Annotated in this window: 23 protein-coding genes and 2 tRNA genes; 4 read left to right on the plus strand and 21 right to left on the minus strand. The window is 69.7% G+C overall.

The window, feature by feature from the left end; translation table 11 throughout:
- The first annotated feature begins 78 nt into the window (after positions 1 to 78).
- A complete protein-coding gene (locus G545_RS0103510) occupies positions 79 to 402 on the plus strand; it encodes a hypothetical protein (RefSeq protein WP_027069179.1) in 324 nt (107 codons plus the stop codon).
- 70 nt (positions 403 to 472) lie between these two features.
- A complete protein-coding gene (locus G545_RS0103515) occupies positions 473 to 1,210 on the plus strand; it encodes a DUF6683 family protein (protein WP_027069180.1) in 738 nt (245 codons plus the stop codon).
- A gap of 39 nt (positions 1,211 to 1,249) precedes the next feature.
- Here the strand turns inward: G545_RS0103515 and G545_RS13405 are convergent, their stop codons facing one another.
- The 14 genes from G545_RS13405 to uvrB all read right to left on the minus strand — a co-directional run bounded on the left by G545_RS13405 (position 1,250) and on the right by uvrB (position 16,334).
- Entirely contained in the window at positions 1,250 to 2,029 is a 780-nt protein-coding gene (locus G545_RS13405; protein WP_036138154.1) for a TIGR04290 family methyltransferase, read from the minus strand.
- Positions 2,022 to 2,297 carry a hypothetical protein gene (locus tag G545_RS0103525; RefSeq protein WP_027069181.1) on the minus strand — a complete coding sequence of 92 codons (276 nt, stop codon included), beginning with the start codon at positions 2,295 to 2,297 and terminating at the stop codon, positions 2,022 to 2,024. Before G545_RS0103525 ends, G545_RS13405 begins: the two co-directional genes overlap by 8 nt.
- Positions 2,281 to 3,399, minus strand: a complete 1,119-nt coding sequence (locus G545_RS0103530) for a CgeB family protein (protein ID WP_043711350.1) — start codon at positions 3,397 to 3,399, stop codon at positions 2,281 to 2,283. Before G545_RS0103530 ends, G545_RS0103525 begins: the two co-directional genes overlap by 17 nt.
- Before the next feature lie 2 nt (positions 3,400 to 3,401).
- Positions 3,402 to 4,499, minus strand: coding sequence for a CgeB family protein (locus G545_RS0103535; protein WP_027069183.1), 1,098 nt, complete (start codon positions 4,497 to 4,499; stop codon positions 3,402 to 3,404).
- Positions 4,492 to 5,613, minus strand: coding sequence for a CgeB family protein (locus tag G545_RS0103540; RefSeq protein ID WP_027069184.1), 1,122 nt, complete (start codon positions 5,611 to 5,613; stop codon positions 4,492 to 4,494). Before G545_RS0103540 ends, G545_RS0103535 begins: the two co-directional genes overlap by 8 nt.
- Positions 5,610 to 6,764 carry a glycosyltransferase family 4 protein gene (locus G545_RS0103545; protein WP_036137185.1) on the minus strand — a complete coding sequence of 385 codons (1,155 nt, stop codon included), beginning with the start codon at positions 6,762 to 6,764 and terminating at the stop codon, positions 5,610 to 5,612. Before G545_RS0103545 ends, G545_RS0103540 begins: the two co-directional genes overlap by 4 nt.
- Positions 6,754 to 7,767 carry a Gfo/Idh/MocA family protein gene (locus G545_RS0103550; RefSeq protein WP_027069186.1) on the minus strand — a complete coding sequence of 338 codons (1,014 nt, stop codon included), beginning with the start codon at positions 7,765 to 7,767 and terminating at the stop codon, positions 6,754 to 6,756. Before G545_RS0103550 ends, G545_RS0103545 begins: the two co-directional genes overlap by 11 nt.
- Complete coding sequence (locus G545_RS0103555; RefSeq protein ID WP_027069187.1) at positions 7,764 to 8,726, minus strand: MDR/zinc-dependent alcohol dehydrogenase-like family protein; 963 nt, start codon at positions 8,724 to 8,726, stop codon at positions 7,764 to 7,766. Before G545_RS0103555 ends, G545_RS0103550 begins: the two co-directional genes overlap by 4 nt.
- On the minus strand, positions 8,723 to 9,817 hold the full coding sequence (locus tag G545_RS0103560) for an SDR family NAD(P)-dependent oxidoreductase (RefSeq protein WP_027069188.1): 1,095 nt from the start codon (positions 9,815 to 9,817) through the stop codon (positions 8,723 to 8,725). Before G545_RS0103560 ends, G545_RS0103555 begins: the two co-directional genes overlap by 4 nt.
- A complete protein-coding gene (locus G545_RS0103565) occupies positions 9,814 to 10,965 on the minus strand; it encodes an NAD-dependent epimerase/dehydratase family protein (RefSeq protein ID WP_052106765.1) in 1,152 nt (383 codons plus the stop codon). The genes G545_RS0103560 and G545_RS0103565 overlap by 4 nt, the downstream gene beginning before the upstream one ends.
- Before the next feature lie 4 nt (positions 10,966 to 10,969).
- A complete protein-coding gene (locus G545_RS13410) occupies positions 10,970 to 11,983 on the minus strand; it encodes a UDP-glucuronic acid decarboxylase family protein (RefSeq protein WP_052106766.1) in 1,014 nt (337 codons plus the stop codon).
- Between the two features lie 200 nt (positions 11,984 to 12,183).
- Complete coding sequence (locus G545_RS0103575; RefSeq protein WP_027069190.1) at positions 12,184 to 13,887, minus strand: hypothetical protein; 1,704 nt, start codon at positions 13,885 to 13,887, stop codon at positions 12,184 to 12,186.
- Positions 13,888 to 14,045: 158 nt separating this feature from the next.
- Positions 14,046 to 14,120, minus strand: a tRNA-Val gene (locus G545_RS0103580).
- A gap of 153 nt (positions 14,121 to 14,273) precedes the next feature.
- Complete coding sequence (uvrB, locus tag G545_RS13415; protein ID WP_052106557.1) at positions 14,274 to 16,334, minus strand: excinuclease ABC subunit UvrB; 2,061 nt, start codon at positions 16,332 to 16,334, stop codon at positions 14,274 to 14,276.
- Positions 16,335 to 16,485: 151 nt separating this feature from the next.
- On the opposite strand from uvrB, the gene G545_RS0103590 reads away from it, so the two are divergent.
- Both G545_RS0103590 and G545_RS0103595 read left to right on the plus strand, forming a co-directional pair.
- Positions 16,486 to 17,016, plus strand: a complete 531-nt coding sequence (locus G545_RS0103590) for a GspH/FimT family pseudopilin (RefSeq protein ID WP_027069191.1) — start codon at positions 16,486 to 16,488, stop codon at positions 17,014 to 17,016.
- 50 nt (positions 17,017 to 17,066) lie between these two features.
- Positions 17,067 to 17,143 (plus strand) — tRNA-Asn (locus G545_RS0103595).
- A 56-nt stretch (positions 17,144 to 17,199) separates the two neighbouring features.
- On the opposite strand, the gene G545_RS16030 is transcribed toward G545_RS0103595, so the two are convergent.
- From G545_RS16030 to G545_RS0103630, 7 genes are all read right to left on the minus strand, one after another.
- Positions 17,200 to 17,634, minus strand: a complete 435-nt coding sequence (locus tag G545_RS16030) for a type IV pilin protein (protein WP_027069192.1) — start codon at positions 17,632 to 17,634, stop codon at positions 17,200 to 17,202.
- Between the two features lie 2 nt (positions 17,635 to 17,636).
- On the minus strand, positions 17,637 to 20,909 hold the full coding sequence (locus G545_RS0103605) for a pilus assembly protein (RefSeq protein ID WP_161625766.1): 3,273 nt from the start codon (positions 20,907 to 20,909) through the stop codon (positions 17,637 to 17,639).
- Between the two features lie 164 nt (positions 20,910 to 21,073).
- A complete protein-coding gene (locus G545_RS0103610; RefSeq protein ID WP_027069194.1) occupies positions 21,074 to 21,607 on the minus strand; it encodes a pilus assembly PilX family protein in 534 nt (177 codons plus the stop codon).
- Positions 21,604 to 22,587 (minus strand): PilW family protein, encoded by a 984-nt coding sequence (locus G545_RS0103615; protein WP_197050187.1) that lies wholly within the window; start codon positions 22,585 to 22,587, stop codon positions 21,604 to 21,606. Before G545_RS0103615 ends, G545_RS0103610 begins: the two co-directional genes overlap by 4 nt.
- Complete coding sequence (pilV, locus tag G545_RS0103620) at positions 22,584 to 23,051, minus strand: type IV pilus modification protein PilV (RefSeq protein ID WP_052106554.1); 468 nt, start codon at positions 23,049 to 23,051, stop codon at positions 22,584 to 22,586. Before pilV ends, G545_RS0103615 begins: the two co-directional genes overlap by 4 nt.
- Before the next feature lie 13 nt (positions 23,052 to 23,064).
- Positions 23,065 to 23,679: a GspH/FimT family pseudopilin gene (locus G545_RS0103625; RefSeq protein ID WP_027069197.1), complete on the minus strand. Its 615-nt coding sequence runs from the start codon at positions 23,677 to 23,679 to the stop codon at positions 23,065 to 23,067.
- Positions 23,680 to 23,831: 152 nt separating this feature from the next.
- Positions 23,832 to 24,254 carry a type IV pilin protein gene (locus tag G545_RS0103630; RefSeq protein WP_197050188.1) on the minus strand — a complete coding sequence of 141 codons (423 nt, stop codon included), beginning with the start codon at positions 24,252 to 24,254 and terminating at the stop codon, positions 23,832 to 23,834.
- Positions 24,255 to 24,263 lie beyond the last annotated feature (9 nt).

Consider the following 24,263-nt stretch of genomic DNA (forward strand, 5'->3'; position numbering starts at 1 on the left):
ACACGATACAAAACCAAACCAACCGCCGCGCCTTACCCGATCCATCCAGGCGGCATCTAGTAGCCGAGGAGAACCGAAATGACCGAAGCAAGCATCAACCTCACCATCGGTAAGCTGGCCATCCAGGGCATGGTCGGCACCAACGAGTCCTCCAGCTCCGGTTCCAAGAGCTGGCTGGTCGCCATCGCCCAGGCGCTCGGCGCCATGCTCGGCGAGAAGGCCGAGAAGATGAAGGGCCTGGTCGACAAGATGAACGCCGCCGACGAGAACGGCAAGGAGTTCAACGTCGCCCTGACCGAGTTCCAGGCCGAGAGCCAGATGTTCAGCATGCTCTCGAACGCCACCAGCACCGCGATCAAGTCGATCGGCGAAGGCCTGACTTCCAACGCCCGCAAGCAGTAAGCGCGCGGCAGGCAGTCACGGGCGGCCCCGGTTCCACCGGGGTCGCCTTTTTCGTTCCGGAGCACCGAAGATGCGTCGCCTCGTCCTTGTCACCGCCGCCCTGCTCGTCCCCGTGGTCCCGCTGGTCGCCTCCGCGCAGTGGTCGCCTTCGGCCACGCTCGACCTGGGCATGGGGTATGGCCGAATGGCGCTCAGCCAGGCCGCCCTGAACAATGCCCGCAAGCTGAGCGAGGACAGCGACAAGGCCTTTGCATCGAAGGCGAGCAAGGCGGATCCAGTGGCGGAGTTCGACCCCACCTTCAAGCCGCAGCCCGAGGTCAGCAGGACGGTCCACCATCGCTTCGCCCTGTACTACGGCGGCGACGACCCCGACGACCAGCAGGTGATGGCGCGAAAGGTCGCCTCGGGCGACTACCACGAGCACTTCCGCGCCCTGATGGCCCGCCACGGCCTGGGCGACATCAACGACCTGGTGGAAGTCAGCGCCGCACGCTACGTGGTGCTGTGGGAGATCATCCACGGCAAGAAGGTGTCACCCGTGCAGGCGCGCGCCGTCCGGGAACAGCTGCGCTCGCAGTTCGCCCGCGACCGCTGGATCTCGCGAATGGACGACGCCGGCAAGCAGGAGCTTGCCGAGACGTTCGTGCTGCACGTGGCGGCCGCCGAACTGGCGCACGCCGAGCTGCTCAGGCGCAACGACCCGGCGCAGCTTGCCGCCTACCGCGCCGGGGTCCAGGAGTACCTGGTCCCGGGTGGACCGCGGCTCGACCAGCTTGCGATCACCGACGAAGGCTTCGTGCGCCGCTGACCCGCGCCTGCGGGCCAGCCGCGTCGGCTCACCCGCGTCTCAGCGGCCCAACCCAGCCGCGGCGCGCAGTTCGGCCTCGATCATCGGCCGCATCCCGCCTTCGCCCTGGTCGGGTTCGCACAGATAGGTTTCGTGGGCGATCCGCTCGCGCACGTGGAAGCCCGCGCTCCGCAGCATTGCCTCGACGCAGGCGTGGTTGGGCGCCCACCAGTTGGTGGGGTCGCGCGCGACCCGGTGCTCCAGGAAAGCCATCACCGGCCAGCCGGCGCCACGCAGGCGTTCGCGTTCTTCCAGTGGGAAGTCGCCCGGGACCTCGGCCACTTCGTCCCCGGGCATCGTCAGCGTCTGCATCACCATCATCCGCCGGGTGCGCTGGCGGATGATGTCCAGTGCCAGGAGCGGGTGGCGCAGGTGGTACAGCACGCCCATGAACCACACCAGGTCGAACTGCTCCTGCATCCGCGCCAGGTCGTACACCTGCATCTGGTGGAACTCGACGCGGTCTTCCAGTCCCAGCTCGCCGGCCGCCCACCGCGCCTGCCGCAGGTAGTGCGGGTCCACGTCGACGGCAGTCACCTTTGCCCCGCGCCTGGCCAGCTCGAAGCTGTAGTAGCCGGCGTTGCAGCCGATGTCCAGGACCGTCCACCCGTGCAGGTCCTCCGGCACGTGGGGCGAGATCTCCGCCCACTTGAAGGCCGGGAAGTCCGCCTGGAGCCAGTGGTCCGGGGCGGTCTGCACGCCGCCGGGCAGGTGCAGGTTGTGGAACCAGGGCCCCAGCTCGTCCACCTGCGCCTGGAGTGAGCGGGCGCTGCTACTCACGGTTGACGAGCTTGAAGAACCGGCTGGGCTTTCCATCCGCGGTCTTCTCCTGGTACAGGAACGCCAGTTCCTCTTCCTCGAACTTGTCGAAGAAGTCGTCCCAGCTGATGTCCTCCAGCGCGGGGTCGTCGCGGAAGGCGATGCGCAGCACGCCGGCCTCCCCGTCCCCCGTGTCCTTCACCGACGCCGGGCGGCCGTCGCGCGCCTCGGCCCAGCGCCGGATCTCCTCATGGTCCGTCGTCTGCTTCGCCTCATGCTTGGCTGTCATCGCAAACCCTCGCTGCCGATCGGTCTGGGGAACGGCGCTGCGCGGCCCGATCGAAGTACCGCTCCAGTGCCTCCGCCCGGTGGGCGGCGGTGTGTTCTGCCAGCACCCGCCTGCGGGCCGCCTCGCCGATGGCGCGCCGCTCCTCTTCGGGCATGTCCCGGACCCAGCCGGTGACGTCCGCGGCGCGCTCGGCGATCAGGATCTCCCTGCCCGGGGTGAACAGGCTGTCCAGCCCCTCCCAGGCGTCGGAGATGATCGGCGTGGCGCACGCCGCGGCCTCGAACAGGCGCACGCTGGGCGACCAGCCGGCGGCCACCATGTCGGCCCGGGTCACGTTGAGCGTGAAGCGCTGGCGGTTGTAGAAGCCGCGGTGGGCGGCGGGCGCGAGGTGCTCGATGCGGTCCACGTTCGCAGGCCACTGGATGTGGTCGGGGTACTGCGGCCCCGCCACCACGAAGCGCCCCTGCTCCCAGCTGCGTGCCGGCTGCAGCAGCAGCTCGTCGAGCACCGGCTGGCGGTCGTCGCTGTAGGTGCCCATATAGCCCAGGTCGTGCTCGGCCTTGGCGGGCTCCGGGTAGTAGCGCGACGGATCGAACGAGCAGTAGAGCGGCACCGGCAACGGCGACCCGTACTTCGACGCCAACACCTCCAGCGACCGGCCGCCGCTGAAGGACAGGTACAGGTCGTAGCCGGCGACTTGGGCCGGGTCCAGGTACGCACACTCGCCGCGGCCAAGCGCCGCCAGGGTCACGGGCGTGTCGATGTCGTAGAACGCGACCACGCCGCGCGCGGTCTCCTGCGCCCACTGGCCGACCTCGATACCGTCCGGGACGTAGGAGCCGACGATCACCAGGTCGGCGGCGGCCACCGCCTCGGCGTGGGCCTGCTTCAGCTCGTCGAGGCCGCCGTACAGCTCCAGGCGGCCCGGCAGCTCGCCACGCGCGTCCTGGTTGCCGGCGTACCACGGCACGTCGCGCTCCAGGAACAGCACGCGGTGCCCGCGTTCGCACAGGGCACCCACCAGCGCGCGCCAGGTGGTCGCATGGCCGTTGCCCCACGAGGAGCGCAGGCTAAGTCCGAGGATGACGATGTCCAGCGGCATGCTCACGCCAGCGCCTCCGCGCGGGTGCGGGCGCACAGCAGGTCCTCGACCTGCCGGGCGCGGTGGTCGTAGGTGTGGTCGGCCAGCAGCCGCTTGCGCGCACGCTCGCCGATCGCGGCGGCGCTGCCGGAACCGACGCTCTCCAGGTATTCCGCGACCTGCAGGCCGTCCTCGGCCACCAGCACCTCGGTGCCGGGCTCGAGGAAGTCCTCGATGCCCTCCCAGGCATCGACGATCAGGCAGGCACCCGCCCCCGCGGCCTCGAACACGCGCGTGGGCGGCGACCAGCCAAAGCGCGCCATGCTCTCGCGGTTGACGTTCAGCACCATCCTCGCGCTGCAGTTGAACGCGTTGTGGTCGCGGGTGGACACGTGGCCGAGGCGCTCGACGTTGGAGGGCACGCCCTCGTCCCAGCCGCTGCCACCGAGCAGGAAGCGCCGCGAGGGTGCCCGCCGCGCGGCCTCGAAGAAGAAACGGTCGACGCGCTCCTCGCGGTCGGGGAGCCGGTTGCCGAGGAAGCCCAGATCGGCCACGAACCGGGGGTCGCGGGGCACGGGATGGTGGGTCGCCGGATCGAGCGCGTTGTACACCGGCACGCACTCGCGCGCGCCCAGCTCCCGATAGGCACTGACCACGCGCGGCCCGCCGCCGTAGGTCAGCACCATGTCGTAGCGCGGCACCAGCTCGCGGAACGGGTCGCCGCGGTCCTGGTCCACCCGCTCCAGGGTGGCGGGCGCGTCGACGTCCCAGAACAGCACGGCGGTGCGCTCCCCCTGCAGGCGCAGCACCTCGCGCTCCAGCCAGGCGTCGAACACCCCCACTCCGCTGGCCTTCACCACCACGTCGGCGCCGCGTGCCTGCTCGAGCGCGGCCTCGACCCCCGACTCGCCCTCGCCGGGGTAGACCACCACCTTCGCCCAGTCCGGATCGTCGATGTCGCGGTGCTGCTGGCGCTCGAAGGCATCGGGCTCGTAGAAGGTCACCCGGTGCCCCAGCCGGTGCAGCGCATGGATGATGCCGCGGTAGTAGGTGGCCGCGCCGTTCCAGTACGAGGACACCAGGCTGGATCCGAAGAAGGCGATGTTGAGGGGCTCAGGCATGGGTCACGCTCCTTGGCTCATGCGTGGGGCGGGCGAGCGGCCCGCGCAGGATCTGCATCAGTTCGTCTACGCGGTGTGCGCAGGTGTGGCGGGCGCGGATCGTCGCCAGCCCGTGTGCGGCAAGCTCGCGCGCGGCGTCGCGGTCATGCACGAGCATGTGCAGGTGCCGCTCCATGCCGGCTCCGTCGTGGGCCACCAGGTAATCCCGGCCCGGCGTGAACAGCCCCTCCTCGTCCGGCCACCAGGCGCTGGCCAGCGGGATGCCGCAGGCAAGGGCCTCGAACATGCGGATGGTGGGGATGCCCGGCAGCGCTTCCACGTACGGCCGGCGCGGCACGTGGACGGTGGCGCGGTGGCGCGCGAACACCTCCGGTGCGCGATGGTTCGGCAACCATCCGCGGTATTCGATGCCGGCCTCGCGCAGCGCCTGCAACGCAGGCTCCGGGTAGCGCACGCCGTGGATGCGGGCGCGCAGCCCCAGCCGGTGGGCGGGATCGATCAGGAACTCGCGCAGCTCACGGCTGCGCTCCTCGTCGCCCCAGTTGCCGATCCACACCAGGTCGCCCTCGCACGGCTCGCCTTCGAGCGGGCGGAACACGCGGGTGTCGGCCGCCTCGTGCCAGGTCCAGGCCTGCGCCGCCCAGCCGTGCTCCAGGTAGCGCTGGCGCACCGCCTCGCCGAAGGCCAGCACGCCGTCGTAGTCGCGCAGGTCGAAGCGTGCCATCTCCTGCGGTGCCGAGGCGGCGCGGTGGTGGGTGTCGTGGAACAGCACCCGGGTCCCGGCGGGCGCGCTCCGGCCGATGCGCGCCACCAGCGCGGGATCGTTCCATTCGTGGACCAGCACCACGTCGGCGCCGTCGAGCGCCCGTGCCAGGTCCGGCCCGTCCCCGGCGTACAGGTGACTCCGCAGCCCGGGGAAGCGGGCGTGGAACTCGTCGAGCGCCGCCTGGCCCTGGCCGGCGAGGAGCTGCTCCCGGCTCCAGCCATCGGCAGGCTCGTACACCTCGACCTCGTGCCCGCGGGCCAGCAGTTCGCTCACGATGCCCCGCAGGAAGTGCGCGTTGCCATGGTTCCAGTCCGAAACCAGCGAGTGGTAGAACAGCACGAACCTCACGGGCGTCCTCCTGCGGCGACGGCAACGGGCGACCCGAATCGCCGCGCCGGGGTGGCGAGCAGGCGCGCATAGGCGTCCAGGTAGCCGGCCGCCATGGCCCCCGGCGTGTACCGGGCGGCGCGGTCCCGTGCGCGGCGCGCCTGCCGCTCCCGCAGGCCCGGATCGTCGATCAGGCGGTTCAGCACCGACGCCAGGCCGTCGTGGTCATCGGGCGCCACGTACAGCGCCGCGTCGCCCCAGACCTCGCGCAGGCTGGGGATGTCGCCCAGTACCAGCGCGCAGCCCGCCATCGCCGCCTCCAGCGGGGAGAGCCCGAACGGTTCGTAGCGCGCGGGCAGTGCATACACCGGCGCGTGTTCCATCCAGCCCGCCAGCGCAGCGCGGTCCAGCTGCCCGAGCAGCCGCACGCCGGGGTGCAGCGACCGGCCTCCGTCCGGGTGGCAGGACTCGCCGGCGACGCATACCGGCCAGGGCAGCCGGTCGGCCACGGCGGTCAGTGCCTGGATGTTCTTCCCGGTGTCCCACAACCTGCCGGCGGCCAGCACCACGGGGCCTTCCGCCGCCGGTGCGTCGCTGGCCGGCGCAGGCGAGCGCCCGTTGGGGATCACCCGCGTATCCCGGAACGGCCCGTAGTGCCGCCCGAGCTCGCCGAGCATGGCGCCGGTGGGCGCGGCCACCAGGTCCGCCGCGCGCAGGCCGGCGCCGACCCGCTCCCGGTACCGGTCCCATTCCGCCGGCGGCGCTTCGCCGTGGACCGCGTGCCACCAGGAGAACACGCAAGAGTGGCCGACCATCAGCACCGGGGCCTCCCATGGCAGCACCCCTTGGCTGTAGTCGTTGAGATGGATGAGGTCCGGCCGGGTCCGGGCCGCTAGGTGGAGCAGCCAGTCCCCGGCCTTCGCGATGTCCTCCCACGGCTGCGACATCCATTCCAGCCGCCAGGGCATGGCATGGAACTCCAGCCCGTCGATTGCACCCGCCTCGGCCAGCTGGTCGGGGGACGGGTCCGCGCCGGTCGCGGCCAGCACGACCTGGTGCCCGTGCGCGCAGAGGCAGGCGCACAGCTCCATGGCGTACTGCCAGACGCCGCCGACCGTGTCCGTGGTCATCAGCACCCGGAGCGATGCGGCCTGCAGCGGTTCAGCGGCCATAGACGGAGTCCACTACCTGCGCGACCTCCAGCAGATGGTCGGCGGAGGGGTCGTAGCGGCCGTCGGCGGCCAACCGGGCGGCCCAGTCGACCAGCGCCCGTCCGCCCCAGGCATCCGGGGGCGACGCCAGGACCGTGGTCGCGGTCCCGTCGTAGCGCTCCACCTGGAAGTCGTAGAACGAGCCGTTGATGTTGCGCAGCGCCGCGCCGCCGCCGGTGCCGTGGAAGGCCGCGCCGATAACCGCATCGCACCCGGCCGGCAACCGCCACGAGCAGGCCATCCGGACGCTCGCGCCATCGGCCGTCTGCCATTGCACGGTGGCGTAGTCCTCGACCCGGTCCACGGGCGTGCCGAGGCGCTCGCCCCCGGCATGGAGGCGGGCGTCCAGGGTGCCCGGCTCCGCGGGGCCGGCGATCCAGAGCGCGAGGTCGACCAGGTGGATCCCCAGGTCCATCACGCAACCGCCGCCCGACTGGGTGATGTCGTAGAACCAGTCCTTGTCGGGCCCGTAGGCGTTGTGGAACACCAGGTCCACCGAGTACAGCCGGCCCAGTTCGCCGGAACGCACCGCCTCGCGCAACCGTTCCATGCCGGCGACGTGGCGGTAGCTGAAGTCGACGTCCAGCAGCCGGTCGGCCCGGCGCGCCGCGGCGAGCACCTGGCGCGCCTCCGCGGCGGTCCGGGTCAGCGGCTTCTGGCAGAACACCGCCAGTCCGGCCTCCAAGGCGGCAATCGCCTGCCCCGCGTGGGCGCCACTCGGGGTCGCGATCACGATGCCGTCCAGGTCACCGCCGGCCAGCAGGCCTTGCAGGTCGCGCGCGACCCGTGCCTGTGGCGCGCAGGCGCGGGCACGGTCCAGCGCTCCGGCATGCGCGTCGGCCACCGCGGCGACCTCCGCGATCCCGCTGTCCGCCAGCACCTGCATCCTCTGGCATCCAATCCATCCCGTTCCCAGGAACCCGAGCCGCGGCTTACGCGGCAGTACGTCCAGTTGTGCGTTCACAGGCTCACCGTTGCCTTGAGGAATCCGTCCGGGCGCTCCTGCATGGCCTGGAAGGCCTCGCCCAGCCGGCCGATGGGGTAGTCATGGGTCAGCAGCGGGAAGGGATCGATCCGTCCGTCGGCCACCGCCTCCATGGCCTCGCGCAGGCCCCGGGCCGCGACCGCGGGATCCCGCTCATGGGCGTTGATGACGTCCAGCCCGCGCCAGTTCCACTGCTGCATGTCGACCTGTCGCGGCCCGTCCTGGTGGTAGCCGGCGATTACCAGCCGGCCCCCCTCGCCGCTGATGCCGCTGGCGATGGTCAGCGTCGCCTGCTCCCCGGCGGCCTCGATGACGCGGGGGCAGCCGGCCCCGCCGGTAAGCTCGTTCACCGCATTGATGGCCGCGTACCAGTCTTCGGTCCCGAACGTGGCGGTCGCACCGCACTGCGTCGCGACCTCCAGCGAGTACGGGCGCCGCGAAAGCGCGATCACCTGCGCGCCGGCGCTGCGCGCCAGCTGGATCAGCAGCGCACCGATGAAACCCACGCCCACCACGGCGACGACCTGCCCTTCGCGGATGTCGCTGCGCCGGAAGATGTTCATCGCGCAGGCCAGCGGCTCGCCCGGCAGAGGGCGCCCGTCGAGGCCTTCCGGGAGCCGCGCCAACGCGTCCGCATTGGCGACATCGAACTGCGCGTAGGCTTTGCCCGAGAGCAGCGCGACGCGGTCGCCGCGCTTCCAGCCCTCCACGCCGTCGCCGACGTCCTCGACCTCGCCCCAGCCTTCGTGGCCGGGTGCGCCCGGTTCGAACGGGTATTCGAACCAGGGCTTGCCAGCCCAGACCGGCAGGTTGGAATTGCACACGCCGCAGCCGTGCAGCCGTACCAGCACCTCGCCCGCGCCAGGCACCGGCACCGGCACCCGCTCGACTGCCACCGCACCATCCCCCTGGAACACCGCCGCCTCCATCAAGCTCATGCGACGTCGCTCCCTTCGGTGACCGGCGCAGCGGAAACAGCGGAGCCGGACGGAACGCGGAACTCCCGCATCCACCGGTACAGCTGCCCGATGCCGTCGGCGGCGCCGATGCGCGGCGCCCAGCCGGTTTCGGCGGCGAACCGGTTGGCGTCGGAGACGTAGTAGCGCTGGTCGCCCGTGCGCCAGGAGGCGTGGCCGACCTCCGGCATGCCTCCGGTGAGGCTGCCGATGCGCTCGAGCACCTCCAGCAGGCTGACCGCGTTGCCGGGCCCGCCACCCATGTTGAACGCCCTGCCGCGCAGGCGCGGCATGCAGCGCCGACAGGCCATGAAGGCCTCGACCAGATCGTCGACATGGAGGATGTCGCGCACCTGCATGCCATCGCCGTAGAGCGTGACCGGCTGGCCGGCCAGCGCGCGCAGCAGGAAATGCGCGACCCAGCCCTGGTCCTCGTTGCCGAACTGGTGCGGGCCGTAGATGCAGCTCATGCGCAGCACCAGGGTGTCGAGCCCGTAGCTGCGCGCGTAGTCCAGCACGTACTGGTCCGCCCCGCCCTTGGAGCAGCCGTAGGGGCTGTGGAAATCCAGTGGCCGGTCCTCGCCGATCCCGCGTGCGCGCAGCCCCTCGTCTACCGGGCGATAACGACGCCCGTGCTGCTCCAGGGCGACATCATCGAGCGCGCCGTAGACCTTGTTGGTCGAGGTGAACACCAGTGGCGGCCGGTGCGCGCTCCGCCGGATGGCCTCGAGCAGGTTGAGCGTGCCGCGCAGGTTGACCTCGAAGTCCGCGCCCGGGTCGTCGAGGCTGGACGTCACCGCCACCTGGGCCGCCAGGTGGAACACCTCGCCCGCGCGCTCCACCGCGTCCTCGACGGCCTCCGCATCGCGCAGGTCGCCGTGGATGAACTCCAGGCGGTCGCCGGAACGGGCGCGCAGCCAGTCCAGGTTCTCCGTGACCCCGGCGCGCGAGAGATTGTCGAAGACCAGCACCCGCTCGCCGTCGGCGACCAGCCGCGCGGACAGGTTGGTGCCAATGAACCCGGCGCCGCCGGTAACGAGTACCGGGCGGGCCTCGCCGCGTGCGGTGTTCATCGTGCCAGCCCCCGGCGCACGAGTTCGGCGGCGGCATCGTCGACCCGGTCGAAGGCCTGCTGCCCGAGCATCCACTCGACCAGTTCCTCCATGCCGTCGCGCAGTTCCACCTGCGGCCGGTAGCCGAGCACTTCGCCGGCCCGCGCGATGTCGGCGAAGCAGTGGCGGATGTCACCGGTCCTCGACTTGCCGGTGACCTCCGGTGGCAGGTCGTCGATGCCGAGCGCGGAGGCCATCTCGGCGGCAACGCCGAGCACGTCGATCGACCGCCCGCTGCCGATGTTCAGCACCTCGCCCGCGGCCTCGGGCACCTCCAGCGCGAGCCGGCAGGCGCGGGCCACGTCATGCACGCTGACGAAGTCGCGCCGCTGCCGCCCGTCCTCGAACACCAGCGGCGGGCGCCGGTTGAGGTAGCGCGAGGCGAAGATCGCCAGCACGCCCGTGTAGGGGTTCGAAAGCGCCTGGCGGGTGCCGTAGATGTTGAAAAAGCGCAGTGCGACGGTCGGGATGCCGTAGGCCTGGCCGACGATCAGGCACAGTCGCTCCTGGTCGAGCTTGGACAGCGCGTAGACCGACGAGGGCGAGGCCACCTTGGTCTCGGGCGTGGCGACCGGAGTGAGCACGCCAGCCTCGTCGGACAGTTCCCATTCGCCGCGCGCAAGCTGTTCCGGGGAACGCTCCGGCGGGGCCACGACCTCGCCGCTGGCGCTGCGGTACATGCCCTCGCCGTAGATGCTCATGCTCGAGGCGACGACCAGCCGCTGCACGGGCGCGTTGGCCAGCGCCTCGAGCAGCACCGCGGTGCCCCGGTTGTTGACGTCGGTGTAGTGCTCGATCTCGTACATGCTCTGGCCGACGCCGACCGCCGCCGCCAGGTGGTAGACCGCGTCGACGCCGCGGAGCGCCTTGCGGACCGCGACCTCGTCGCGGACGTCGCCGCGCACCAGTTCCACCTCCGGCGCGAGGTAGTCCGGCCGCGTGATCGAGGTGCCGTGGACCTGTTCGGCCAGGTTGTCCAGCACCCGGACCCGGTAACCGCGTGCGAGCAGCTGGTCGGCGAGGTGCGAGCCGACGAAGCCGGCCCCGCCCGTGATCAGTACCGTCTCCACCGACGGGGCGCGCCCGCCGTTCCCCTTCTGGTGAACCATCGACTCAGGCGACCCCACGGCGTTCCTCCCTTGTTGCGAGTTCCGATTCCGACAGGCAGCGGTCGAACCAGGCGATGGTCTGCTGCAGCCCCTCTTCCAGCGGGACCACCGGCTGCCAGTCCATGGCGCTGCGTGCCAGCGAGATGTCCGGGCAGCGCCGGGTCGGATCGTCGACCGGCATCTTCCGGTGCACGATCTTCGAGCGCGTGCCGGTCAGGCGGATGATGATCTCGGCCAGCTCGGCGACGGTGATCTCGGACGGATTGCCCAGGTTGACCGGACCGGTGAAATCGTCGGGCGTGTCCATGATCCGGACCATCGCCTCCACCAGGTCGTCGACGTAGCAGAAGGAGCGGGTCTGGCTGCCGTCGCCGTTGAGGGTCATCGGCTCGTTGCGCAGCGCCTGCACGATCAGGTTGGACACCACGCGGCCGTCGCTGGCCTGCATGCGCGGCCCGTAGGTGTTGAAGATCCGGCCGACCTTGATCCGGGTGCCATGGAGGCGGTGGTAGTCGAAGAACAGGGTCTCCGCGCAGCGCTTGCCCTCGTCGTAGCAGGCACGCGGACCGGTGGTGCTGACGGCGCCCCGGTAGCTCTCGTGCTGGGGATGCACTTCCGGCTCGCCGTAGACCTCGCTGGTGGAGGCCTGGAAGATCGTGGCGTTGTTCGCCCGGGCGAGGTCGAGCAGGTTTGCGGCCCCGTCCAGGCAGGTCCGCATCGTCTTGATCGGATCCTCCTGGTAGTGCACCGGCGAGGCGCAGCAGGCCAGGTTGAAGATCCGTTCGGCGGCGACGTTCAGGGGCTCGGTGACGTCGTGCCGCATGAAGCGGTAGCCCGGCTGGTCGCGCAGCGCGGCCACGTTGTCCATCGAACCCGTGGCCAGGTTGTCGACCGCCGTCACCTGCCAGCCGTCGCGCAACAGCCGCTGGCACAGGTGGGTACCCAGGAACCCGGCACCACCGGTGACGAGGGCCCTCCGGCCAGTCCCGAACCGCTTCTTCCCGGTCGCTGCGTCCATACTTTCTCACCTCTTGTTCTGGGGAGGCAGGCAGGCGCGAGCCGTACGCGGCTGCCCACGGGGAGTCATCTGGAACAACAGGACCTTGCATCCCCCGGCGGCAGTGGTTTGTGAAGGTGAGTAGCCCGCTGAACCGGCACGCACGCGCGACCGCCGCGGCCGGGAGGGCCGCGCGCCTGCATCGGAAAGGGTTCCGGGCCTCAGCGGCGGGTGCGGCGCCCGCGCCCGGCGCGGGCCATCAGCCAGGCGCCCGCGCCGGCGAGCACCCCGAGTGCGAGGACCAGCGGCATCACCCACCCTCTCCCACCGGAGGGAACGCCGATGACGGCCGGTCCGGCCATGACGATCAGTGCAAGGGCAAGGCAGCCGTAGGCCACCACCGCGAGCAGCCAGAACAGCCACGGCAGGGCGAACCACGTGCCCTTGCCGGCGTGGGGCAATGCGCCCATGGCGGTGTGGCCATCCGGCGTCCGCCGCAATCCTGCGTCGAGCTGCGACAGGCCCAGCATCTGCAGGAGCGACTTGCGCACCCCGTCGACGCGGCTGCGCAGCCCACGGCGGACGCCGCGCTCAGCGGTGTGCCCGGCGGCGTGCGGACTGTCCTGGTGCAGCTGGGTGCGCTCCGCGGAGCCGGGCTGCACCGGGCGCGCTTCGACGGCGGTGCTGCCGGCGAGCGCCATGGCCAGCGGGGCGGCCAGCTGCGCCTGGGACACGGCATTGGCTGCCTGGCTGGCGGCATTGGCCGCGGGATTGCCGGCCGGAGCCTGGGACGCGGCCGTCGCTGCCTGCTGCGCCGCCGGGTTGCCTGGTACGGCCTGGCCCGGCCGGGCCGCGGCCTGTGAACCGGTCTGCGCCTGTGCCGGCTGTTGCGCGGACGGGTTGGCCGGCGCCTGTTGCGCCGCACGCGCGGGGACATGGGCGGGCGCCGGCATGCTGCGCGCTTCCGCGGCGGCGTTGCCGGGCAGCGGTTGGGAGGCGGCCGGCTGGGTCGCTGGCGAATTCGAGGCCGCCGGCTGGGCCGCGGCGGGCTGCGCCATGGCCGGTTGCACCATCGCCGGCTGTGCATGCGCAGCCGCGGTGGCCGGTCGACCCGCGAGGGCTGCCGCCATCTGCGGCAGCCCCGCGTGCGCAGGCACCGCGTTGGCGCGGGCCATCGGAACGGGAGAGCCGGCTTGGAAGGACGGCGGGCGCGCCATCACCGGCGTCTCCGTCGCCCGATGGGCGGCGGAGTGCGACAGGCCCGACTGGGCCTGGGTGCCGGTGAACGCCTGCCCCTGCGGGTTGGCGTGCGCTTGCCCCTGGGGCAGCGCGTGGTTCATGGCACGCGCCAGCTGGCTGACCACCTGGCCGGGGAGCGAGGCCACGGTGCCGACCAGTCCGTGCCCGTGCCCTCCCATGGAAGGGAGTGCCGGCTGCCCGGGACCGCCGGTGAACGCCGGTGCCCCCGGCGCCGCGGCCGGGAAGCCGGTGGCGGCGGCGCCCGGCATGGACGTGGCGGTCGCCACCGACTGCGGTACCCCCAGCGGCCCCTGTGCGGGCCCACCGGGCAATCCGCCAAGGGTCTGGGTTGCGTGCTGCACCACCTGGTTTGCCACGGCCACGGGGCTTGCCGGATGGTGGATCACCGGCACCGGCGGGGCTGGCGGCAGCTGCAGTGCGGGGCCGCCAGGCTGCGGTCCACCAGCGTTGATGCCAGGGCCTTGGCCCCGGCCGGTGCCGGGGCCGTGCCCGATTCCCGGGCCCTGGCCGGGGCCGGCATCATGCCCGGCACCGCGCGGCGGCCCGTGGTCCCCGAAGACCGGATGGCTCTTCGCCCCGGTGCCCACGCCGTTGTTGCCCTGGCCCGAGAAGAGCCCGAGCGGGTCCGGAAGCCGTGACAACACGCCACCAAGGTCGATCGGCATGGGGGACACTCCACTGGCCTTCGCCAGGCAGCGGTGGTCCCCTGACGCTACCGTCCCCGCCATGCGGTGCAACCCTGGGGCCGACCCTAGAGCAAGGGCGCGGTTCCGGGTGCCGGAACGACGAAGCCCCCGGCAGTGCCGGGGCTTCGATGCGAATCTGGTGGGCGGTACAAGGTTCGAACTTGTGACCCCTACCATGTCAAGGTAGTGCTCTACCGCTGAGCTAACCGCCCGTCGCCGCGGTCAACCCGGCGAGGCCGCGCAGTTTATCCCGCCGCGCCCGTAAGGCGCAATAGCGGCCTCCGGCGGCGTATTGCGCCGGATCGGGAGACGCGGCCGTCGTTCGCCATACGGCGCAATACGCCGCCAAGGGCGGCTATTGCACCCTACCGGATGAAGCCCTGCTCCTTCAGGCGGTGGAGCTCGTCGCGCACGGCGGCGGCCTGCTCGAACTCCAGGTCGCGCGCGTGCTGGTACATCTGCTGCTCCAGCTTGCGGATCCGGGCGGCGAGCTCGGACGGGCTGAGCTTGGCGTAGTCGGCCGGCGCATCCGCCGCGCGGCGGCCCTTGCCGCGGCCCTTGACCTGCTCGGGCTCGGCCCGCGCACCCTCCATGATGTCCTGCACCGGCCGGTTCACCGACTGCGGGGTGATGCCGTGCTCGGTGTTGTACTCGATCTGCTTCTCCCGGCGCCGGTCGGTCTCCTCGATCGCCCGTTTCATCGAGTCGGTGATCCGGTCGGCGTAGAGGATGGCCTTGCCGCGCACGTTGCGCGCCGCGCGCCCGATGGTCTGGATCAGCGAGCCGGTCGAGCGCAGGAAGCCCTCCTTGTCGGCATCCAGGATCGCCACCAGCGACACCTCCGGCATGTCCAGGCCCTCGCGCAACAGGTTGATGCCGACCAGCACGTCGAACTTGCCAAGCCGCAGGTCGCGGATGATCTCCACCCGCTCGACGGTGTCGATGTCGGAGTGCAGGTAGCGCACGCGTACCCCGTGCTCGCCGAGGTATTCGGTGAGGTTCTCGGCCATGCGCTTGGTGAGGGTGGTGATCAGCACGCGGTCGCCCATCGCCGTGCGCTTGTTGATCTCCCCCAGCACGTCGTCGACCTGGGTGGCCACCGGGCGGATCTCGACCTCCGGATCGATCAGGCCGGTGGGCCGCACCACCAGCTCCACGACCTCTCCGCCCGAGTGCTCCAGCTCGTACTTGCCGGGCGTGGCGGAGACGAAGATCGCGCGCGGGGAGCGGCCTTCCCACTCCTCGAACTTGAGCGGCCTGTTGTCCAGCGCCGAAGGCAGCCGGAAGCCGAACTCCACCAGGGTCTCCTTGCGCGACCGGTCGCCCTTGTACATCGCGCCGACCTGCGGGACGGTCACGTGCGACTCGTCAACCACCAGCAACGCGTCGGGCGGCAGGTAGTCGAACAGGCATGGCGGCGGCTCCCCGGGCATGTGGCCGGTCAGGTGCCGCGAATAGTTCTCCACCCCGTTGCAGTAGCCCACCTCGGCCAGCATCTCCAGGTCGAACTGGGTGCGCTGCGCCAGCCGCTGGGCCTCGACCAGCTTGTTGGCGGCGTACAGCTGCTCCAGCCGCTCGCGCAGCTCCTCCTTGATGGTGTTGACCGCGTCCAGCACCGTGCGGCGCGTGGTCACGTAGTGCGAGCCCGGATAGATGGTGTAGCGCGGCACCTTGCGCAGCGTCTCGCCGGTGAGCGGGTCGAAGATGGTGACGTTCTCGATCTCCCCGTCGAACAGCTCGATCCGCACCGCCTCGTCGTCGCTCTCGGCCGGATGGATGTCGACCACGTCGCCGCGCACCCGGTAGGTACCGCGACGCAGCTCGGTCTCGTTGCGGGTGTACTGCATCTCCGTCAGGCGCCGGATCAGCTCGCGCTGGTCGATCCTCTCGCCGCGCACCATGTGCAGCACCATCCGGAAGTACTCGTTCGGGTCACCCAGACCGTAGATGGCCGACACCGTGCAGACGATGATCGCGTCCCGCCGCTCCAGCAGCGCCTTGGTCGCCGACAGCCGCATCTGCTCGATGTGCTCGTTCACCGAACTGTCCTTCTCGATGAAGGTGTCCGACGCCGCGACGTAGGCCTCCGGCTGGTAGTAGTCGTAGTAGCTGACGAAGTACTCGACCGCGTTGTGCGGGAAGAACGACTTGAACTCCCCGTACAGCTGCGCCGCCAGCGTCTTGTTGGGCGCCATGACCAAAGTGGGCTTCTGCACCCGCTCGATCACGTTGGCAATCGTGTAGGTCTTGCCCGACCCGGTGACGCCCAGCAGCGTCTGGTGGGCCAGGCCATTCTCGAAGCCCTCGGCCAGCCGCTCGATGGCCTGGGGCTGGTCGCCGGCGGGCTTGTAGGGGGAGACGAGTTGGAAGCGGCCGGGGGAGTGGTCGGTCTCGGGGGCGGCGCTGCGCGTGGCGGAGCTGGGCATCGGCATGCAGGGGACGCGGGGGAGACCCCAGTGTAAGGACCCGCATGGAGTGGGGGCTGCGACGGCGTTTCCCTACCCCGGAGCGGTGGTGCCACCGACTGCGGTTCAGCCAGCGTGCGGGGACACTCGGTGCCACGGAAGGGAGGCCGGAATGACGCGCGACGCACGCACCATGGCGGGGCTGACGCTGCTGGAACTGATGGTCACGTTGGCAGTGGTGGTCGTGACCGTCACCATCGCAGTGCCCTCTTTCCAGGGCGTGGTCGAACGTACGCGCACGGCGACGGTTTACCACCAGCTGACCGCGTCATTGATGCTGGCCCGCTCGGCGGCGGTCACGCGGCGGGAGCCGGTCGCGGTCTGCCCCAGCGCGGACGGGGTCCGCTGCCGGAAGGACCTGGTCTGGGAGGATGGCTGGATCGTGTTTCCAGACCCACTACGGAACGGCCAGCCGGCAGATCCGGCCGACGTCCTCCGGCGCGCTGATCCCATTGGTGGCGGGCTGCAGGTGCGCACCAGCCGCGGCCGGCCGTTGGTCCGCTACCTGCCGAACGGCAAGGCATCGGGGAGCAACCTGAGCCTGCGGGTGTGCCGCGGGGAGGACCAGTTGCTGGCCAGGGTGGTAGTGAACAACATCGGCCGCACGAGGACCGAACGTGTGACCGGGAGCGCCGCCTGCTGATCCTGCGAACGCTTGACGGGGCGGCCCCAGCGCTTACAATTGCCGTCCCCGCCCGAATAGCTCAGCTGGTTAGAGCACTTGACTGTTAATCAGGGGGTCGTTGGTTCGAGTCCAACTTCGGGCGCCAGAATACGTGAAAGGCCTGCATCGCTGCAGGCCTTTTGCATTTCGAGCCGGACCGCGCTACCAGCAGGCGTTCACCTCTGCTGCTCCAGCCACGTCCTTCTGGCCGGTCTGGTCCAGCGACAGTGCCCCGCACGCCTCGTCACGGGCGGCCTGCGTGCCTTGCGGTTCCGCCTCCACCAGATAGGACCCGCTGTCCACGGCGGCAAGCCGGACCGTGTAGTGACCCTCGATGTCCCTGACGCACTGCAGCTGTGGCAGTGCAACCGGGTTGCCGTCCCGGTCCTGGTCGTAACGCAGGTTCGTCGTATAGAAGCGCTCCATGAATTGCGCGGCTTCCATGGTGCAGGACGCAGCGGCGCCGCGCCGCGTCTTGGTCACGTGGCTGTTGTAGCTGGGATAGGCGATCGCCGCGATGATCGCCAGGACCGCGACCACGATCATCAGCTCGATCAGGGTGAAGCCACCCGCCCGGGCAATACGCTTGGCTGTCATGCTCAGTTCCTCAGGATCTCGCGCCAGGAAATCCGGCCGGAAATCGCACTCGATGCATACGGGAGGCACCCGGTCCCGCCTCCGGCCCCGTTGACGCACACCAGCGGAGTGACCCAGCCCGGATCGGTGTTGCCTCCAAGGCCGAGATCGACCGACCCGACCGGCACCGACTGCTCCACGCCTCCCTCTTGCCCGCCGCCACCGACTTCGTCGTCGCTGAACTCGCCATCGCCGTCGACATCGAAGAAGTGCTCGGGGACGCTGGCCCCGGTGAAGGCGTTGAGCGCATTGAGGTAGCCCCTGCCACCGGGCAGGCAGGGGTCGGTACTTGGGATCGTAGTCGAGAACACCATGGCTCCGTTCACCGCCTGCACCTCTCCTACCACCCGCTCGCCTTCCGCCGTGCCTGGCGCGGGGGGTGTCAGCAGGTCGACCACCCAGCCCTTCTGGTGCACCGTCAGCCCGCGGTCGGACGGCTCGAATCCCCGGATCGGCATGCCGTTGGACGACATGCCCGCCACAGCGATGGTGCGCACTGCCAGGCCGTCGCTGTCGCCGGCGATGTCCACTCGCCGCCCCAGGCCCGAGGCGCTCTGGCCATCCTGGTCCTGGATCCCGTAGATGCTCTGCACGGAATCGTTGAGCGTTCCGTCATCCCGCCACAGGTCACCGTCGTTGTAGAGCCGGCCCGTACCCACCAGCACCCACCGCCGGTACGTAGAAGGATCAAGCGCCACGGCCATGGCGCCCGTGATGGGCTGGGGGTTCCCGCTCGAGTCGGTCGCGGTGAACAGTGCGTTGCCTCCCAGCGCCACGTCCCACTGGTTCGGGTTGCTGTGCTGCAGGTCGAACTTCCACACATTGCCGTGCATGTCGCCGGCATAGACGAAGTCCGCCGTCCCGTCGCCATCGGCGTCCCAGCCGGTGGGCGGACCGAGCGCGTTGTCCGCGCCCACTCCGGTGTCGATGCGCTTCACCACGGACCCGGTCATGAGATCCAGGACGAACAGCACCGCCTTGCCGCTGGCGCTGTTGGGCCCGTTGCCGAAGATCACGCCCGGATTGCCATTGTTGAGCTGCACCAGGATCGGGCGCCCCAGCACGTATCCCAGGTCGGCGTCGGTGTCGGCCTGGGTGGTGTTGTCCCACATCACATTCCCGGCATTGAAGCTTGCCGCATCACTGACGTCGAGCGCGTACGCGCCCTTTCCGCCACGGCCCAGCGTGCCGACCAGGATGTGCCTGTCGTTGCCGAGCGCGCGATCACTCACCGTTACCGGGCCGTCCACGAAGTAGGCGTGGGTGTAACCGGGACGGGTGAACCCGACCAGTTCCCCGGAGTCCAGGCCCGCCGGTACGTAGGCGAACAGCTCCGCACCAGTTTCCGGGTCGAAGGCATGCAGCATGCCGTCGTTTGCGCCAACGAAGAGCGCATCCGCCGCACTGCTGTCCTCGTTCGACAGATGGACCGGCGAGGAATGGATGATGTCACCCAGGGGCACCCGTCCCGCGCTGGCCCGATAGCGGTTGCGGAACGGACCGCCATTGGACTGCTCGTAGCTTCCGTCTCCACGGATGTAGTCGATCCGACGACGGGCCAGATCCGCCGCGCTTACCCCGCCAACGGCCGGGACCGAGAACCGGTTCCTGGCAGTGGCGGACAACGCATCATAGGTGAATGCCTTGCCGCCACCGTCGTGGGTGAACACCTTCCTGGACGATGCGTTCGTCGGCATCTGCTCGGCCGCACGCCAGACCGGCGCATCATTCTCCGGAGCGCGGTCCACGATTGGCAGCGCGCGCAGGTCACCACTCCACTGCCCTCCAACGTAAGTGGCCTGGAACAGCTTCGAATCGGTACTCAGTGACGTGCTGCTGGCGGCCACGTTCGATGCGGACGCGGTCCGGTCGGTGATCGCCGCAAGCGCCGAGCGCAGGCCTTCGCGGAACGCCGCCGGGTCCGAAGCCGCAACGAACTCGCCCCTACCGTTCACTGCCGCATGCAGCAGGTCGTCGATGCGCTCCTGGTCCTCGGTGTTCATCGGGTTCGGCCAGTCGTCCAGGGCCACGCCGTTGCGGGTGATCCCCTCCTCGAGCACCTGCGCGACCGAGGTCTGGTCCAGGGTCCCGGACAGGCCGATGGAGATGCCGAAGGTCACCATGTGCTGCCAGAACGCAGGGTTGGCAGGCGAGAACGGCACGATGTTCGCCATGTCGGGGCGTAGGTCGCGCTTCCAGTAGTGCATGGCCACGTCGGCGAGCGTGACGCTGTCCGACCCCTTGTACGGCGCCTCGGGCGTGTACCTGTAGCTGCGCGATGGCTGCCCGGTGGCTGGATCGGCCGGTCCGTAGATCCAGTCTCCGTTCTGGTCGTCGGCGTTGCTGATCCCGCCGGTGGTGTTGCGGTTCCAGTAGCCGTCGGAGGTCAAAATCGCGAAGTTCTGCCGACACTGGAGCTGCTGGTTGTCCGGCCCCAGGTGCCCACCATACGGCCCGCTGGCCCTTGTCTCGCTGTAGTACCTGCCGGCCCGGTCCAGCGCGTCGTGCAGCGGTGTGTTGCCCGAGCTCCCGGCATCGAACAGCCGCTCGAACCACTCTTCCCGATTGTCGCCGCGGAACAACCCGTTGTCGTTGCCGACCGGGATCCTCAATTCGTCGTTCTGCCAGATGGTCGTGTAGCCCACCCGGTAGTTCTCGCCAGCCAGCTCACCGAAGGCCTCGCTGGCACCTGCCTTCGCCGCCTTCAGACGGGTGCGATGGTAGGAGAACCAGATCGCGTAGTTCTCGCGTTCCTCCGCTTCGCTGCGGTCGGGATTGGGCCTTGCCCTGGTGTCATTGATCCAGCTGCTGGAGCCGCGTTCCTGCCGCCAGATCTCGCCGTTGGTCTTGATCCGGTAGCGGTAATAGTTCGCCTGGCTATTGAGGTATGCGGCGTCGGTCCGGCTGGTGTCCTTCGGCACGAAAAACACCTGCTCCCCACCGCAGATGGTCTGGTTGTTGTCGTTCTCGCGCGAGGTGCCGCAGCTATTGGTGCGCGTGAGGTTGATCGTGTCCTCGGGACGGGCGGCGTCAGCGTAGACCGATGTGTACGAGGTGCCCCCCGTCAGCCGTTGGCCGTCCCACCCCATCCACGGCTGGTAGGTAATGGCCGGGTTGTAGTACACGAGGTTGTGGACGTAGGAGCGGTCCTCGATCCGGTCGCGCAGGCTCGTCGACCGCCGGGCCGCCGGCATGCTCGGGTACGTCATCGAGCCGGAGTCATCGAGGATGAACATGACGTTTGGCGGCACCCCGTTCCCCGAGGAGGGCGGTACCGGGGGAATCTCGATCGCCGCCGCCGGCATCGACAAGCACGTGGAAAGCAGTCCGGCAAGGAACGCCTTGCCGCTATGGCGTGCGCGGGGGTTGCGGTGTCGGTTGTCCATGTCTGACCTCGTCATTACCCGGCGAAGCTGGTTTGCAGGATCACTGCGGCACGATCATCGTTGCTGCTACGGGCCGTGATCCGGTACCGCTGGCGGATACAGGTGGGATGCACTGGCGACTGCAGGTGGCAGCCCGGCCAGCCGGGTGCTTCTCCCATGTTCTCGATGAAGTACTGCGGTGTGCCCGCGACGCCGTCGACCTGTGTGGCATTGGTCCAGCCGTTGAATGCCGGGTCATCGGACCTGTCGAGCTTTCCTTCAGCGGGCGCCGGCGTGGCGCAGAGCCCGTTGTTGCAGGTGTCGGCCGTCGTCGGGAAGTCCGCCAGGACACCCGGCGCCATCAGGCGCTGCTCGGCCTCCCGCAACGCGGCCTCGGCGGCCTGGAATGCCAGGCTGCGGTCGTACATGCCCGCGCCCATGCGTTCCTCCATCAGTGCACCGCGCAGGCTGAGCATCCCCAGGACGGTCATCGCAAGCAGCAGCACCAGAACGACGATCAATACCGCGCCGCGCTGGTGGCGGCGTACTCCACGGACGATGTGTTTCATGCGGTCCGGTTCCTCAGGTTGACGACATGCTGGAGCTCGCGCACCAGCGGCTGGCCGTCCGTCCCCACCCTTTCGGCGCCCGCCAGCGTGAGACGCAGGCGGACGGCTACCACGCGCGACCAGTCCAGGCCGGGCGCCGCCGCCACGTAGGACGATTGGCCTTCGACCAGGTACTCCAGTTGCAGGTCTTCAACGCCGTCGGTGATTTCCTCCGCCGGCTGGTCCGCCCCCTGGGCCATGCGCACCCGGTACAGCGACCGGCCACTACGGCCGTTGTCCGCCACGTACCAGCGGCTGGCGCGCAGCTTCACCACCTGCGAGCCCGGACCGTAGATCTTGTAGGTCTCCGCGCTGTTCCCCGGTTGCCCGCCGGGACAGCTCGCCGGCATCGGCAATCCGAGCGCCTTGGTGCAGTTGCCGACCGTACCCGTACCCGTGTTGTGCACGATGGTGACGTTCGCGGCATTGACGTTGGTGGCCTGGAACACCGAGGCCTGGGTGTAGTCGCAGACCACCAGGATGTCGTTGGGCACGAAGTCGTGCGCGTGGCTGACCTTGAACTGCGCCGAGTTGGCCGTCATCTCGGCCACCGGCGCGCCACCGGAGGAGGCCGATACCACCTCGATCGCATCGGTGCCGCCGACACTTGCCGGCAGCGCGCCGTTGTCATAGCCGAGCAGTCCGTTCTGCCACTGGTTCCACCACTGGCCCTGGTTCTCCAGCACGTTCGCTACGGGCAGGTTGCGCGAGCACGCGTTGCCCGCTGCCTCGCGCACCTCGCGCGCCATCAGTTCGAATGCGACGCGCGCGCTTTCCTGGATACGCCCGATGCTCTCGGTCGAACGGTAGGTCTGCTGGTTGGCCAGGAACACCCCGATCGCGGCACCGCTGACCACCAGGCCCAGCGCCAGCGCGATCATCAGTTCGACGAGGCTCAATCCCGCCATGTGGCCCGGGAATCCACGAGACATGCGGTTCATACGCGTGTCCTCGTGACTACCTGCTGCGCCGAGTTGCCGCCGGAACCGCGCTCGTCGTTCCACTGCACGGTGATCGTGCATTCGCGAGCATCGCTCGCCGCGATGGCGACACAGACGATGGCGCCACATGCCTGCTCCCCCAGGGTGCGCTTCAAGCCCTCCAGCCAGGCCGCACGGTCGTTCTCTGCGAGAGTTCCGCCAACGGAGGCATTGCATTGCAACGGGGTGTCGTAAGCACCCGAGCGGGCCGCGTTCAGGTTTGCACGCATCGCATCCAGCACGGCGTAGGTCTGCACCACTGCCTGGCTGCGCTCCAGCGAACTCTGGCTGTTGCGGAGCGCGGCCGCCTGCATCGCGGCAATGCCCAGCAGGCCGACCGCCATCACCAGGACGGCAACCATGACCTCAATGAGGCCGACGCCGGTTTGGCGTGAGCGGCGTCGGAGGGTTCGGATCCGAGTCATCACCTGTCTCCGGTCAAGGGCTGTTTGGTGGCGCAACGCAGGCCCCGTCGCGGGCACGCGGCACGGTCGTGATCCGGCTGCCCGACCCGATGCTCACGAGTCGCTCGTTCTCCGACGGCCGCTGGGTCGGCATGCACACTGAAAATGCAGCAGTCAGCAGCGCACCGTTTGCGCTGGCACTATCGCGCGCAAACCCGTCCGACCTGAACAACAGGCGGTCTGCAGTCAGGGCGGCACTCGCCCGGACCTGCACCTGCGGGTGCGCGGAACCCACGTGGACCACGGTCTCGGTCGCATCGAGGTCGCCGTCCGCATCGGCATCGACGAAGACAATCCATGCCGGCCATTCATCGCCGGCTGCAGCGCAGGAGGCACCGTCCACGCTGCGGCACATGACCACCCGGGCGTTACGGCGAACCGCCTCGATCCGGGCAGCCTGCAAGGCGGCGACCAGCTGGTTGGCGGCGCTGCCAAGACGGTTCGAATTGATGAGCGATGTAAAGCTCGGTACCGCCATCGTCACCACCACGGCGGCAACGGCCAACGTCACCATCAACTCGACCAGGGTGAAGCCGTGCGGCCCGCGGCACATTCTCGTCCCGGCGCTGGGCCTGATGCGACCTTTCATCTCCCCATTCCCCGAGTGACCCTCGGGGACAGATTAGGACGCGAGGAGACCCCAGGTGACGCTATTCCGACGAACGGCCCAGAAGCACCACCGGACGGGCGCGGCAGCCGCAATCGCATGCGGTCACGCACATGACTCCCGTGACGGGCGCCTCACCAGCAATCCGAGTACGCGCCTTTGGAGTGCGTCTTGACGGCTGCCTGGTTGATGCTGAGTGCCCCGCAACGATCCTCGGCCTGGGCATTCGTGGGCTCCGCCACGATCGTGAAACTGCTTGCGGTCGGGAGGGGATTGAGTCCGACGGAGTAGTACTCCGGCGCGCCCGCCTCCCGTGGCGATTTGCTGGATGGCAGCGCGAAGCCGACGTATGTGTTGTTGACGGTGTGGAATCGCTCGGCCATCTGCGCGTACTCCACGAGGTCGGCCTTGGCCTGTGCCCGGCGCGCCTTGCGCACGTGCTCCTGGTAGGACGGCCAGGCAATCGCGGCCAGGATCGCGACGACCGCGACCACGATCATCAGCTCGATCAGGGTGAAACCGCGTGCGCGCCGCGAGGCACGCGACACGTTGTCCATTGCGCGACT

The sequence above is a fragment of the Lysobacter defluvii IMMIB APB-9 = DSM 18482 genome (genome assembly GCF_000423325.1).
Taxonomy (GTDB): domain Bacteria; phylum Pseudomonadota; class Gammaproteobacteria; order Xanthomonadales; family Xanthomonadaceae; genus Novilysobacter; species Novilysobacter defluvii.

Coding starts and splice junctions, on each gene's coding strand:
- G545_RS0103510 (WP_027069179.1), top strand. CDS start 79: ATGACCGAAGCAAGCATCAACCTCACCATCGGTAAGCTGGCCATCCAG.
- G545_RS0103515 (WP_027069180.1), top strand. CDS start 473: ATGCGTCGCCTCGTCCTTGTCACCGCCGCCCTGCTCGTCCCCGTGGTC.
- G545_RS0103525 (WP_027069181.1), bottom strand. CDS start 2,297: ATGACAGCCAAGCATGAGGCGAAGCAGACGACGGACCATGAGGAGATC.
- G545_RS0103530 (WP_043711350.1), bottom strand. CDS start 3,399: ATGCCGCTGGACATCGTCATCCTCGGACTTAGCCTGCGCTCCTCGTGG.
- G545_RS0103535 (WP_027069183.1), bottom strand. CDS start 4,499: ATGCCTGAGCCCCTCAACATCGCCTTCTTCGGATCCAGCCTGGTGTCC.
- G545_RS0103545 (WP_036137185.1), bottom strand. CDS start 6,764: ATGGCCGCTGAACCGCTGCAGGCCGCATCGCTCCGGGTGCTGATGACC.
- G545_RS0103555 (WP_027069187.1), bottom strand. CDS start 8,726: ATGAGCTTGATGGAGGCGGCGGTGTTCCAGGGGGATGGTGCGGTGGCA.
- G545_RS0103560 (WP_027069188.1), bottom strand. CDS start 9,817: ATGAACACCGCACGCGGCGAGGCCCGCCCGGTACTCGTTACCGGCGGC.
- G545_RS0103565 (WP_052106765.1), bottom strand. CDS start 10,965: ATGGTTCACCAGAAGGGGAACGGCGGGCGCGCCCCGTCGGTGGAGACG.
- G545_RS13410 (WP_052106766.1), bottom strand. CDS start 11,983: ATGGACGCAGCGACCGGGAAGAAGCGGTTCGGGACTGGCCGGAGGGCC.
- G545_RS0103575 (WP_027069190.1), bottom strand. CDS start 13,887: ATGCCGATCGACCTTGGTGGCGTGTTGTCACGGCTTCCGGACCCGCTC.
- uvrB (WP_052106557.1), bottom strand. CDS start 16,334: ATGCCCAGCTCCGCCACGCGCAGCGCCGCCCCCGAGACCGACCACTCC.
- G545_RS0103590 (WP_027069191.1), top strand. CDS start 16,486: ATGACGCGCGACGCACGCACCATGGCGGGGCTGACGCTGCTGGAACTG.
- G545_RS16030 (WP_027069192.1), bottom strand. CDS start 17,634: ATGACAGCCAAGCGTATTGCCCGGGCGGGTGGCTTCACCCTGATCGAG.
- G545_RS0103605 (WP_161625766.1), bottom strand. CDS start 20,909: ATGTTCATCCTCGATGACTCCGGCTCGATGACGTACCCGAGCATGCCG.
- G545_RS0103610 (WP_027069194.1), bottom strand. CDS start 21,607: ATGAAACACATCGTCCGTGGAGTACGCCGCCACCAGCGCGGCGCGGTA.
- G545_RS0103615 (WP_197050187.1), bottom strand. CDS start 22,587: ATGAACCGCATGTCTCGTGGATTCCCGGGCCACATGGCGGGATTGAGC.
- pilV (WP_052106554.1), bottom strand. CDS start 23,051: ATGACTCGGATCCGAACCCTCCGACGCCGCTCACGCCAAACCGGCGTC.
- G545_RS0103625 (WP_027069197.1), bottom strand. CDS start 23,679: ATGAAAGGTCGCATCAGGCCCAGCGCCGGGACGAGAATGTGCCGCGGG.
- G545_RS0103630 (WP_197050188.1), bottom strand. CDS start 24,254: ATGGACAACGTGTCGCGTGCCTCGCGGCGCGCACGCGGTTTCACCCTG.